This is a genomic window from Streptomyces sp. NPDC057565 (assembly GCF_042801455.1).
Lineage (GTDB): Bacteria > Actinomycetota > Actinomycetes > Streptomycetales > Streptomycetaceae > Streptomyces > Streptomyces yanii.
Genome location: NZ_JBHVFU010000007.1, coordinates 163,592 through 176,266, shown reverse-complemented (window position 1 = coordinate 176,266; position 12,675 = coordinate 163,592). Strand labels below are relative to the sequence as shown.

Annotated in this window: 9 protein-coding genes; 4 read left to right on the top strand and 5 right to left on the bottom strand. The window is 69.9% G+C overall.

What is annotated here, in order from left to right; all coding sequences use genetic code 11:
* Nucleotides 1-67: 67 nt before the first annotated feature.
* Nucleotides 68-1,270: a S8 family serine peptidase gene (locus ACFU8W_RS17300; RefSeq protein WP_384037486.1), complete on the bottom strand. Its 1,203-nt coding sequence runs from the start codon at nucleotides 1,268-1,270 to the stop codon at nucleotides 68-70.
* Between the two features lie 704 nt (nucleotides 1,271-1,974).
* On the opposite strand from ACFU8W_RS17300, the gene ACFU8W_RS17295 reads away from it, so the two are divergent.
* Nucleotides 1,975-4,362: an MMPL family transporter gene (locus ACFU8W_RS17295; RefSeq protein WP_384037484.1), complete on the top strand. Its 2,388-nt coding sequence runs from the start codon at nucleotides 1,975-1,977 to the stop codon at nucleotides 4,360-4,362.
* Nucleotides 4,363-4,369: 7 nt separating this feature from the next.
* On the opposite strand, the gene mgt is transcribed toward ACFU8W_RS17295, so the two are convergent.
* The 4 genes from mgt to ACFU8W_RS17275 are packed head-to-tail and all read right to left on the bottom strand — an operon-like array spanning nucleotide 4,370 to nucleotide 8,717.
* A complete protein-coding gene (mgt, locus tag ACFU8W_RS17290; RefSeq protein WP_384037481.1) occupies nucleotides 4,370-5,560 on the bottom strand; it encodes a macrolide-inactivating glycosyltransferase in 1,191 nt (396 codons plus the stop codon).
* Between the two features lie 54 nt (nucleotides 5,561-5,614).
* Entirely contained in the window at nucleotides 5,615-6,922 is a 1,308-nt protein-coding gene (locus ACFU8W_RS17285) for an ABC transporter substrate-binding protein (protein WP_384037478.1), read from the bottom strand.
* Nucleotides 6,922-7,761, bottom strand: a complete 840-nt coding sequence (locus ACFU8W_RS17280) for a carbohydrate ABC transporter permease (RefSeq protein WP_384037475.1) — start codon at nucleotides 7,759-7,761, stop codon at nucleotides 6,922-6,924. The genes ACFU8W_RS17285 and ACFU8W_RS17280 overlap by 1 nt, the downstream gene beginning before the upstream one ends.
* On the bottom strand, nucleotides 7,758-8,717 hold the full coding sequence (locus ACFU8W_RS17275; RefSeq protein ID WP_384037473.1) for a carbohydrate ABC transporter permease: 960 nt from the start codon (nucleotides 8,715-8,717) through the stop codon (nucleotides 7,758-7,760). Before ACFU8W_RS17275 ends, ACFU8W_RS17280 begins: the two co-directional genes overlap by 4 nt.
* Nucleotides 8,718-8,843: 126 nt before the next feature.
* On the opposite strand from ACFU8W_RS17275, the gene ACFU8W_RS17270 reads away from it, so the two are divergent.
* The 3 genes from ACFU8W_RS17270 (at nucleotide 8,844) to ACFU8W_RS17260 (ending at nucleotide 12,674) form a co-directional block, all read left to right on the top strand.
* Nucleotides 8,844-9,710 carry a phosphotransferase enzyme family protein gene (locus ACFU8W_RS17270; protein WP_384037470.1) on the top strand — a complete coding sequence of 289 codons (867 nt, stop codon included), beginning with the start codon at nucleotides 8,844-8,846 and terminating at the stop codon, nucleotides 9,708-9,710.
* Nucleotides 9,711-9,968: 258 nt separating this feature from the next.
* A complete protein-coding gene (locus ACFU8W_RS17265) occupies nucleotides 9,969-10,226 on the top strand; it encodes a hypothetical protein (protein ID WP_384037467.1) in 258 nt (85 codons plus the stop codon).
* Nucleotides 10,227-10,379: 153 nt separating this feature from the next.
* A complete protein-coding gene (locus ACFU8W_RS17260) occupies nucleotides 10,380-12,674 on the top strand; it encodes an Ig-like domain-containing protein (RefSeq protein ID WP_384037464.1) in 2,295 nt (764 codons plus the stop codon).
* The last annotated feature ends 1 nt before the right edge of the window (nucleotide 12,675 follow it).

The window sequence follows — 12,675 nt, the reverse complement described above, 5'->3', positions numbered from 1 at the left end:
GCCCGAGCAGCGCGGCCGCCGCGCCCCGTGGGGGAGAGCACGGCGGCCGCCGATTCGGTGGTGCCTGCTACTCGACGACCTTCAGCAGCTTGTTCGGCGTGCCCTCCGTCGCGTTGGAGATCGCGTCGGGGGTGGCGCCGTCGGTGAGCGCCGTGCCGACCTCCTCCGGGGTGGCGTCCGGGTGTCCGGCGAGGTAGACGGCGGCGGCACCGACGACGTGCGGGGTCGCCATGGACGTACCGGAGATGGTGTTCGTCCCGTCGTCGCTGTCGTTCCAGGACGAGGTGATGTCCGAGCCCGGTGCGTAGATGTCCACGACAGGGCCGTAGTTGGAGAACGACGACTGCTCGTCGTCCACCGTGGACGAGGCGACCGTGATGGCCTCCGGGACGCGGGCCGGGGAGCCCTCGCCCGCGTCGGCGGACTCGTTTCCGGCGGCCACCGCGAAGGTGACTCCGGAGGCGATGGCCTTCTGGACCGCTGCGTCCAGAGCCGGGTCGGCGCTGCCGCCGAGGCTCATGTTGGCGACGGACGGGCCCTCGTGGTGCTCGGTGACCCAGTCGATGCCGGCGACGACCTGCTCGGTGGTGCCCGAGCCGGAGTCGTCGAGGACGCGGACGGCGACGATCTCCGCCTTCTTCGCGACGCCGTACGTCGCACCGGCGATGGTGCCGGCCACGTGGGTGCCGTGGCCGTTGCCGTCGTCGGCGCTGTCGTCGTTGTCCACGGCGTCGAAGCCCGAGGTGGCCCGGCCCTCGAACTCCTTGTGCGTGATCCGGACACCGGTGTCGATGACGTACGCCGTGACACCCTCACCCGCACTGTCCGGGTAGGTGTACGCGTTGTCGCCCGCGGTCTCGGCCTGATCGATCCGGTCGAGACCCCAGGACGGCGGGTTGTCCTGGGTCGCGTCGATGTGGAACTTCTTGTTCTGGACGACCTTGGACACGGCCGGGTCGGCCGCGAGCCGCTTGGCCTCCGTCAGCGAAAGTCCGCTGGCGGAGAAGCCATTGATAGCGGAGGTGTAGTTGCGCTTCAGCTTGCCGCCGTACTCCTTGGCGAGCTTCGCCTTGTCGGCCTTCTGGTCCAGCATCACGATGTAGCTGCCCTGGACGGCGGTTGCCGCGTCGGCCCCGTAGACCGTCCCCATCGTCGGGGCGGGCGTGGCTCCGGCGAAGGACGTGCCGAACAGGGTGACTCCGGCGGCTGCGGCCACGGCGGTGATCGCCGCGGTGAGCTTGGTCCGGCGTGCGCGCTTGTGTATGGCCATGAAGAGGGGTCTCCTCGTCATTCTTTGTGGGGGGATTGGCCCTCGGCCGGAAGATCTCCGGGGGCTGGCTCGACCCTCACCCATTGACGCGCACAGATCAACCCCTTCACGCAGCTGTGACTTACTCAACAACCTTTCGTAATAAGGAACCGGCCAGCCAGTTTCAAGTCGGGCACCCAACCTGCCAACGACCTTTACATACAGGGTGCTTGCGCCATCCCCGGACGGGAATGAAACCGTGCCCCTGCTCCCCTGCTTTGCGGGCAGAAGCGGACCGGCCGCCCACGCTCACTCCGCATGAGCTCGGCGTCCACCCGCTCGCCGACCTCCTCCTCGTGCCAGGCTGCCGGGTCGGTCGAGAGGGAGACCGCGGACACACCCAGCGGTGGGCGAGGACGCGGGCCGGGTCCACCGAGGCCGACCGAGCCATGCCTGCTCACCGAGATGGCCGACGTACTGGGCAGGATGCTGAACAACCCGGTGAAGCCCTGAGCGAGATGCTGAAGCACGCGGACACGCCCGACATCCTTTTACGTGTAAGGGCCTTGGACCGTCCCTCTCAGGGATCCACCTGGCCCGCAAGGTGGAGAACAGACCCCGCAGGTTCACCGGAGAGCATGAGGAGACGACTCGATTCCGCCCATAACTTCGGAGCAGCGACGCTGGCAGGGAGCCGATGTCGGTCACGAGGGGGCAGGTCCGTCATGAGAACAGTGGATTCGGCGCGCACGGGGGCGCCACGCGTACGCGGCATCGCCGCCCGGGCCGGCGGCTGGAGCGCACGGCACCGATGGGCGGCGGTGACCGTGTGGGTGCTGTTCGTCGTTCTCGCGATGGGACTCGGCTCGGCGACAGGCCGCGTCGACGTGAAGGAGAGCGATCAGCTGTCCGGCGAGGTGGGCCGGGCCGTGCAGATCACCGAGGACGCCGGGCTGAAGGATCCGGCGGGCGAGACGGTGCTCATCCAGGCCGACAGCCCCTCGGTGAAGGCCACTTCACCGGAGTTCCGCTCGGCCGTCGACGCTGTGATGCAGGCGGTCCAGTCCACCGGTGAAGTGACCGCCGTGACCTCCCCGTACGTGACGAAGACCATCTCGGCCGACGGGCGCAGCGCGCTCGTACAGTTCGAGATGCGGGGGGATCCCGAAACGGCGAGCGCGCGCGTCGAACCGGTGCTGAAGGCCGTCGACAAGGTCCAGGGCGAGCACGACGGTCTCGTGATCGAGGAGATCGGCAGCGCCAGCATGGGCAAGACCTTCGAAGACGCCTTCGGCGACGACTTCCAGCGGGCCGAACTCTCCGCCGTACCGGTCGCCCTGGGCATTCTGCTGATCGCGTTCGGGGCCCTCGTCGCCGCACTTCTGCCGGTAGCTCTGGCCATCACGGCGATCATCGCGACGATGGGGCTGATGGGCGTGGTCAGCCATCTCCAGCCGATGAGCGAGACGGCGAACTCGGTGATGCTGCTGGTCGGTCTGGCCGTCGGTGTCGACTACTGCCTCTTCTATCTGCGGCGCGAGCGCGAGGAACGGGCCAAGGGTCGCGACGCCCGGACCGCCCTGATGATCGCTGCGGCAACCAGCGGGCGCGCGATCATCGTCTCCGGTGTGACGGTCTGTGTCGCGATGGCGGGCATGCTCTTCACCGGTCTCGCCGAGTTCGAGGCGATGGGGCTCGCCTCGCTCATGGTCGTTGCGGTCGCGATGGTCGGCTCGGTGACGGTCCTTCCCGCCCTGCTCTCGCTGCTCGGCGAGCGGGTCGAGAAGGGGAGGGTGCCGTTCCTCAACCGCCTCAAGCGGTCCTCCGGCACCCGGCGGAAGTCGACCGCTCGCGACAACCACCCACACCCGTCGGCCGTGCGACCGGGCGACGCGAGCGGCGAGAGCCGGGTGTGGCGTGCGGTACTCGACTCGGTGCTGCGTCGCCCCTGGACGGCGCTGGTGATCGCGGCGGGCGCACTCACCGCGATTGCGCTGCCCGCCGTCGGCATGCACACCCAGAACCTCACCCTGGACCAGGAGTTCGGCAGCTCGCTCCCGATCGTGCGGACGTACGAGCGGCTCAACGCGGCATTCCCCGGCGGCGCCGACCCGGCCCGGGTCGTGGTGAAGGCCGACGACATCAACGCCGCTCCGGTACGTCAGGCGCTCGCCGACTTCCGCGAGCAGGCCGTCGCGTCGGGCGCCTCCAAGGGCCCGGTCGACATGGTGACCCACGACGCGGAGAACATCGCGGTCATCGACGTACCACTGGTCGGCGGATCCGATCAGAGCAGGGCCGTCAAGAGCCTGGATCTGCTCCGTGACCAGGTGCGCCCGGACACGCTCGGCAAGGTCGACGGCGTCGAGGCGCCGATCACCGGTCAGGTCGCGGGGTCGAAGGACTTCAACGACCAGATCGTCGGCGCGGTGGTGCCGGTATTCGCCTTCGTCGTCGTCTTCGCCTTCCTTCTGATGCTGCTCTGCTTCCGTTCACTGACGATCGCGGTGACGTCCATCGTGCTCAACCTGCTGTCGGTGGGCGCCGCGTACGGCATCCTGACCGCCGTCTTCCAGCACGGCTGGGGCGCCTCTCTGGTCGGTGCGGAAGGGGTGGGGGCCATCATCTCCTGGCTGCCGCTCTTCCTGTTCGTGATCCTCTTCGGGCTCTCGATGGACTACCACGTGTTCGTGGTGTCCCGGATCCGCGAAGCCCGGCTGCAGGGCCGTTCGACCAGGGACGCGATCGCCCATGGCGTGGTGACAACGGCAGGCGTGGTGACCAGCGCGGCGGTCATCATGGTCGCGGTGTTCGCGATCTTCGGCACGCTGTCGATGCAGTCCATGAAGCAGATGGGCGTGGGCCTGGCCGCTGCGGTGTTGATCGACGCGACGATCATTCGCGGGGTGTTGCTGCCGGCCGTCATGGCGCTGCTCGACGAACGCAACTGGTACCTGCCGCGGTGGCTGAGGTGGCTGCCGGACCTGACACACGACGAGTCGGCCGTCGCGGACGGGGTGCGCGACGACCGGACCTCTGGTGCGATTCCCTCCCGTGCCGTGGGGACCACGGGGGAGACCCAGGACAGCACGCTCACCGGGCAGTCCCGGTAATCCCTGCTCAGGCGGGCAGCTCGGCCTCGATGAGGTCGGCTGCCCGCTGCGTGCCGCCCTCCCCCGCCATCCGTTCCCGTACCGCCGCCGCCTTCGCCGCCACCGCCGGGTCCCCGGCCAGAGCGAGCACAGCGGTGCGCAGCGCCTGCGGCGTCACCTCGTCCCTCGGCAGATGACGGGCGACGCCCAGCGCCTGCAGCATGTCGGCGTTGCCGAACTGATCGACCGCCTGCGGGACGGCGACCATCGGGGTGCCGGTGGCGAGCCCCTCCTGACTGCCGCCCGCACCCGCGTGGGTGATGAAGGCGTCCGCCTGCTTGAGCACGGAGAGCTGCGGCACCCAGGAGCGCACCTCCACATTCGCGGGTACGTCCCCGAGTTCGGCGACGTCGACGAACGCACCGATCTGGAGCACGACATGCCAGCCGGGCAGGTCACCGAACGCCTCGATGCAGTCGCGGTAGAAGCTGGGCTGCTGGGTGAAGGCCGAGCCGAGCGACACCAGCAGCACCTTCTCGGCATCCGCGGGCCGCTGCCACTCCCCCTGGTCGGCGCGGTCGCCCAGGCAGGCACCGACGAAGGTGTGGACCTCGCGGTCCACCCTGTCCGCGTTCGGCTGGAGCACCTCGGGGATCAGGACGACCGAGCGGCGCGGTCGGCCGACGAACGGATCGGGATGCTGGTCGATGCCGTTTTCCGCAAGCCAGTCCGCGAACCGCTTGCGGTACGCCCGCCCGCGTTTACTGCGCATCAGTTCGGCGGTCATCGGCTCGCCGACCTCCTCCTCGTATCCGTCCCAGGCGACCAGGTTGGGCGAGAGGGAGACCGCGGGCACGCCCCAGCGGTGGGCGAGGACGCGGGCCGGGTAGGAGGTGATGTCGTGCAGGACGAGGTCCGGCTCGTCCCCGTCGAAGGCCTTGACGAGTTGGGGCAGCGCCTGGACGGCGTCGTCGAGGAACGGCTCCAGGTGGTCGATCGGCTCGGTGCCCCAGTCCTCCGGTGAGGTGGGCAGGACCGAGGTGTAGAGCACCGGTTCGGCTCCGGTGGCGGCGACCTTCTCGGCGAAGGACGGCGGGATGGCATAACTGACGCGGTGCCCACGGCCGACGAGTTCCCGGATGACTTCGAGGCTCGGGTTCACGTGTCCGTGGGCGGCGATGGAGAACATGGCGATGTGGGCACGCCGGATATCCGTCATACCCACACCATAGACGAGACGAGACGTCTCGTGCAGCCAGGATTTCTTTTCCTGTCAGCGCTGATAGCGCGCCAGGACCCGGTTCCCGTCGTCGACCAGACGTTTCCTCAGTTCGTCCCGTCCGATCGCCCCGCTGTAGTACTCCTGGAGTGCGGGCGTGGCGACCTTGTCCTTCCACTCGGGGTAGCCGCGCACCGACTGGGCGGGCGCCGGACGCAGCCCCTTCGCGAGTGCGGCGCCGGTCGCCCAGCCGTTCTCGGCCGTGTGCAGAGCCGGGTCCGCGAGCGCCGCCGTGCCGGTCGGGAGCATCCAGTCCCCCTGCGCCAGGCGCACCATGTTCTCCGGGCGCAGCAGGAAGTCGATGAACTCCACGGCCGCCTTCTTGTGCGGGCTTGCCTCGGCGACGGAAAGGGTCTGCGGGCTCACACCCTGGGCGAGCCCGTCGCTGCCCGCAGGTGCGGGCAGCACGGTCCACTCGAAGCCCTTCGGGGCCTGCTCGACAACCTGCTGACGGTACGAGAAGCCCAGCGGGGCCATCGCGTACCTGCCGCCGAACAGCCCCGGGAGGGTGTCGGAGCCTCCCATGCCGAGCGTGGTGCGGGCGGCGCTGTGGTCGGTGTTGACCTGGTCGCGGATGGTGCCGGGCATGATCTCGTCGCCCTCGTCGAGACGGATGGTCACCTTGCCGTCGTCGCCGCGGTGGAAGAGCCGGCCGCCGCTGGAGACCCCGAGGTTGAGGGTGACGGAGACCGGTTCCCGGAGCGGCCAGGCGACTCCGTACGCCGCCTTCCCTTCCCCCTTGCCTGTCAGTTCTTTGGTGACCTGCCGGAATTCGTCCCAGCTCCAGGGCTTCTCGGGGCTCGGGATCCGGACCCCGGAGGCCTTGAGGATCTTGGTGTTGGCGATCAGGACCCGGGGTTCCTGGAGGAACGGCACCCCGTAGACACCGTCGCCGAACGTTGCGGTCTGCCAGCTCTGCTGCGGGATGTCGGCGGCCAGCCGGCTGGGGAGCAGTGTGCGCAGGTCGGCGAGATAGCCGCCGTACGCGAAGTCGGCGAGATCGTCGGAGGCGTCATGGATGACATCCGGCGCCTCGTCGCCCTCGAAGGAGGTGAGCAGCTGGTCGTGCACGCTGTCCCAGCTGCCCTGGACGTACTCGACCTGGACGTCGGGGTGGGCCCGGTTCCACTCCTCGACCAGCTGCTTGTTGGCGTCGACGGACTCCTTCTGCCAGGCCAGCGACTGGAAGCGGAGCTTGATCTTCCCGCTGTTGTCCGTTCCGCCGCCGGCACCGCTGCAGCCGGTGAGGAGCAGAGCGAGTGCGGTGGCCGCGGCGGCCGCGGTACGCACGAGTGCCCGCATCAGCTCTTCACCGCCCCGGCGAGCATGCCCCCGGTGATCCGGCGCTGGATGATCGCGAAGAGGACCAAGGAGGGCAGGGTGGCGAGAAACGCGGCGGCGGCGAGCGGCCCGAGCTCGGCCGCGCCCTCCGCGCCGAGGAAGTGGGTGAGTACGACCGGCAAGGTCTGCTTCTCCGGTGTCTTGAGCAGGACGAGCGCGAAGAAGAACTCGTTCCATGCGGTGATGAACGCGAAGAGTGCGGTGGCGACGATGCCGGGGGCCAGCAGCGGGACGGTGACCGAGACGAGCGTCCGCAGTCTTCCGGCGCCGTCGACCGAGGCGGCCTCCTCGAGTTCGGGCGGTACGGCGCGGACGTACCCGACCAGCATCCACAGCGCGAACGGCAGCGCCCAGACGACGTACACCGTGATCAGCCCCCAGAGAGTGTTGATCAGATGCAGATTCTTGAGGATCAGGAAGAGCGGAATGATCAGCAGGACGAAGGGGAACGCCTGGCTGACGACGACCCAGCCGGTGGCGGCCGCCGTGAACCCGGTGCGCCGCCGGGCCATCACATAGGCCATGGGCGTGGCGACGACGACGGCGATCAGAGCGGCGCAGACCGCGGCGACCAGCGAGTTGGCGGCGGCCTGCAGCAGGGGCTGCTCGTCGAAGGCCTGCCGGAAGTTGTCCAGGGTCGGATGCTCCGGGATCCAGGTGGGGTGCAGGGAACCCAGTTCGCGCGCCGGCTTGAAGGCGGTGGAGATCAGCCAGAGAAACGGGAACGCGAGGAAGACGAGGTAGCCCAGGAGCGCGACGTACTGTCCCGCGCGGGCGGATCTGCCGGTCCGGAGACTCACTGGTCATCCCCTCCCCTGAGCCGGCCCGCGAGGTGGACGGCGAGGACCACGGAGATCACCGCGACCATCACACAGCCCATCGCCGCGGCGTAGCCGAACTGGCCGTAGCGGAAGGCTTCCTCGTACGCGAAGAGCATCGGCAGCCGGGTCCGGCCACCGGGACCGCCGTTGGTCAGGACGTAGACCAGGGCGAAGGAATTGAAGTTCCAGATGAAACTGAGCGCGGTGATCGAGAGCGCGACCGGCCTGAGAGCCGGCCAGGTGACGGTACGGAACCTGCGCCAGGCACCCGCGCCGTCCAGGGCGGCCGCCTCGTGGAGTTCGTGCGGGGTGTTCTGGAGCCCGGCCAGAAGGGCGACGGTGGTCTGCGGCATGCCCGCCCAGATGCCGACGACGATCACGGCGGGCAGCGCGGTGGCGAGTCCGGTCAGCCAGTCCCGGCCGTCGCCGAGCCCGAGATCGCGGATGGTCTCGTTGAGGACGCCCGCATCCGGGTTGTAGACCAGTCGCCACATGATGCCGACGACCACTTCGGGCATGGCCCACGGGATGATCGCGAGGGCCCGCGCCAGCCAGCGCATCCGCAGGTTCTGGTTGAGCAGGAGGGCGAGGCCGAGGGCCAGGACGAACTGTGGGACGGTGACGCCGACCGCCCAGACGAGGCCGATCCGGAACGAGTCCCAGAAGAGGGCGTCGTGGAGCAGGTCCTGGAAGTTGAGCCCGCCGACCCACTGGGTGGAACGGGTACGGCCGGACTGGGCGTCGGTGAACGCCAACGCGATGCCGTAGAGCAGCGGGCCGACGCTCAGGACCAGGATCGGGATCAGGGCAGGCAGTACAAGGAACCACGTGCCGGAGTGCCGGTTGATCCGCGGGGCTGTTCCACCGCGCCTGGACTCCGGGCTCCCGGGCGGGCCATGCCGCCCGGACTGTATCGTTGCATTCGCTAACGTCATGAATTCGACCCCCTTGCGTCATTGGATCGTTTTCACCCGGATCTGGCCGCTCAGGTGGCCCCCGCCATGGTGCTGACGGGTCGTCGGTTCGTCAAGGCCGCCTGCACAGATGCGAAAATTGGATCCATGAACGAAAAGCGTGCGCGCGAGGTGCTGACCGCTGCCGGACTGTCCGACGGCGCGGAGCTGCTCGCGCTGGGTGAGAACGCGGTGTTCGCCGTCGGAGACCTGGTGGTCAAGGTCGGCCGGAACGCCGTGCAGAACCCGGAACTGCTGGCCCGGGCCGAGCGCGAGGTGGCCGTCGCGGAGTGGCTGGCCGGATCGTCGGTCCCCGCGGTGCGGGCGGCCGAGCCGAAGGCGCGGCTGGTCGAGGGGCACCCGGTGACGGTCTGGCACCGGCTCCCCGACGCGGTACGTGCTGCCCAGCCGCGGGATCTGGCGCAGCTGCTCACCCTGGTCCACGCACTGCCCGCCCCGGAGGGCTTCACGCTGCCGCGGCGTGAGCTGCTCGGCGGGGTGGAACGGTGGCTCCGGCTCGCGGGCGACGCGATCGATCCGGCCGACGCACAGTATCTGCGGGAACGGCGGGACGGATTCGCGGCGGCGGCTGCGGCACTGGTACCGCATCTGGTGCCGGGGCCGATCCACGGAGACGCGCTGCCGCGCAATGTCCATGTCGGTCCGGACGGGCCGGTGCTGGTGGACCTGGAGACGTTCTCCACGGATCTGCGCGAGCACGATCTGGTGGTCCTGGCTCTGTCCCGGGACCGGTACGGGCTGGCGGCGGAGGCGTACGACGGGTTCACGGAGGCCTACGGGTGGGACGTCCGTGAGTGGGACGGCTGTGCGGTGTTGCGGGGGGCCCGGGAAACGGCGAGTTGCGCGTGGGTCGCACAGCATGCGCCGGGGAATCCGGCGGCGCTGGCGGAGTTCCGACGCAGGGTCGCGTCCTTGCGCGACGAGGCCCCCGAGGTGCGGTGGTATCCGTTCTAGGGCGTGTGTCGGAAGTCCCGCCGTCCGCCCGCAGGGCGGGCCCGGCGGCGTCCGGTGCGTGCGATCGCAAGGCGGAGGGTCGTCCTCGTACTGGACGTACTCGGGCGAGCCCGACAACGCAGCGAGCGTGCGTGCCGGGCGTCGCCGGGCAGGCGGGACTTCCGACACACGCCCTAGTGCCCCTCCCGGCAGGCTTTGCCCCGTCGCACCGCCCGGCACGCCCGCTCGCGCCTGGCGGTGAGGAGTCTGCTGTCGGTAATGGCCGAAGTGGTCGGTCAGCAAAATCTCGTTGGGGTCCTCAAGGCCGACAGTGATGCGTTCCTGAACGCGGCGGCCCGGGAACGGGTTGCCGGACTCTGTCGTGTGCGGCAGGAGGAGTGGCGTCGGGCCCTGCCGGCCCGGGAGCAGGAAGAGCCGCAGGGCCAGTACGGAGGGACGCCTGCTGCGTTGCCCGGACTGCGTCGCAGCGCGGACCGGGCAGGCTGTATCAACCCGCTTCGGCATGCCCAAGCCTGAGCATGCGTCAGGGAACCGACGGCTTGCCCGGGCGGGGCTGCAGAACGGCGTCGTGGTCGAACTCCTCGACGGCACCTGGTACCTGCACGTACGGGCCAAGGACCGGCCGGCAACTGGTCGTCCACCGCCGCGCATCTGCCGTTCAAGGTCGACATGACGCTGCCGCCGAGCCCCCTGATCAGCTCGTCCACCCACCCGGACCAGACGGGCGCGTACAGGAGCGGCTCCTTCAGCGCCACCTGGACCGCGCCGTCCGGCGCCTCCGCCGGGTACAGCATCGTCGTCGACGACACCGCCGACACCGTGCCCGACAGCACGGCCGAGACGACCGGCACCTCGTACACCACGACCCGCACGGAGGGCACCTGGTACCTCCACGTACGCGGCATCGACGGCAACGGCACGGGCTGGGCGACCTCGCACTACCGCTTCACCGTCGACACCACCGCGCCCGGCGCGCCGGCCGTGACCTCCGCGGCCTACCCGTCGGACGCCTGGGCCGGCGGCGCGCAGGTGACGGGGACGTTCACGCTGACACCCGACGGCGCCGACACCAGGAGCCTGACGTACAAGGTCGACGGCGGCGCCGCGCAGACCGTCACCACCACCGGCGGTCCCGTCGAGCTACCGATCACCCCGGCGACGGAGGGCAGCCACCAGCTCACCGTCACCGCGACCGACCGGGCCGGCAACGTCTCGGCCGAGACCAAGCGCGCCTTCCACGTCGGACGGGCGGCCGTGACCGCGCCCGCCAACGGCGAAGTGCTCATCGGCTCGGTCGACCTCGCGGTCAGCGCCCCGGCCTCGCTGACGGACGTCACCTTCCTCCAGCGGGCCTCGGCCGCCGACCCGTGGCAGATCGTCCCGGCCTCCCAGGTCACCCGTGCCGACGGCTCGGCCGTGACCTGGCCGGTGCCGCTCACCGGCGGCTCGGCGCCGAAGCTGCTGTGGGACACCTCGTCCCTGTCCGGCAGCGGCAGCCTGCAGATCGGCGCCCGCTTCGGCGGCGCATACGCCCCGCCGGCGGCCGAACCCGTCTCGGTGGTCGTCGACCGCGTCGAGGTCATCGACGGCGGCCTGGGCGACGACATGCAGGAGTCCGGGCCCGCCCATGCCTACGCCCTGGAGCAGGCCGCGGCCCGCGCGGCCGAGGACCCCGACGCCTTCGCCCCGCCCTACATCGACCCGACGACGGGCGAACTGGTCGCGCCGGTCGTCGAATCGGCCTCCGCCGACGAGGCGTCCGCCCCGATCCAGGTGACGCAGGCCCCCGCGGACGAGGGCAGCGGTCTGCCCGCCGAGGACACGGAGGAGGGCACCAAGCCCGACGCCACGTCCACCGAGGCGGAGACTCCGACGCCGCCCGCCGACGGGTCCGTGGAGACCACCGGCGAGGAGTCGTTCGAGATGCCCGAGGACACCACGGAGACCACTCCCGCGCCTGACGGGCCGACCGTCACCGAGCAAGTCGCCCCGCGCGCCGAGGTGGTGGAGCACAGCGTCACCGCGCTGGAGTCCGTGCGTGACGAGGTCCTCCAGCTGTCGGAGGCGGAACTGCCCGGCGTGAGCGGACTGCGCATCGCGTTCGTGGACGCGGCGGAGAACCGTGTCGTCGTGGAGACCGAGACGGCCGCCTCGGCACTGGTCACTGCCCTGGGCGAGCGGTACGGCACCGACACCGTCGCCGTGAGCCTCACGCCCGGCGCCGACATGATGGAACCCCAGGCGAACCGCCAGAACGACACCTCGCCCTACTACGGCGGGTCGCGCATCAAGTCGTGGCTGACCACCAGCTCGGCGAGCTGGTGCACGGCGGGATTCTCCTGGCGGTACAGCGGCAAGTGGTACATGGTGACCGCGGGTCATTGCACCAGCGGCAACGGGGCCATCACGAACCCCAGCGAGAGCGACTACATCGGCCCCGTCGTCCGGGACAACTGGAAGAACGGGTACGGCTCCGTGAAGCTCTCCGGCCAGAGCTACTACTCGGGTGACCTTTCGCTCTACCGCGTCAACAGCGACAGCGCCGCGACGCCCCGGATCTACAAGGGCGGCAAGACGTCCAGCTCGTCACGGCTCGTCCACGGATACTGGCGGCGCTGGGCGCAGAGCGGCGACAAGGTCTGCACGGGCGGAATGATGACCGGCGAGTTGTGCGGATGGAAGGTGACCGCGACCCAGGCGACCATCCACTACTCCGGCGGAACCACCGCCAAGAACATGGTCGTCGCCAAGAAGACGTCCGGATCCTGCACCATCAAGGGCGACTCCGGCGCCCCGGTGTACACCGTCGACAGCAGCGGACAGGCGTACGCCAAGGGCATCCTGTCCGGCGGCGGTGGCGGCGGAAGCGACAACAGCGGTGGGCTCCTCGACCCCTGCTGGCTGTACTTCACCGACATCGGGCTGGCCAACAGCGCCTTCCCCGGAACGGTAGCGTGGTACTGAC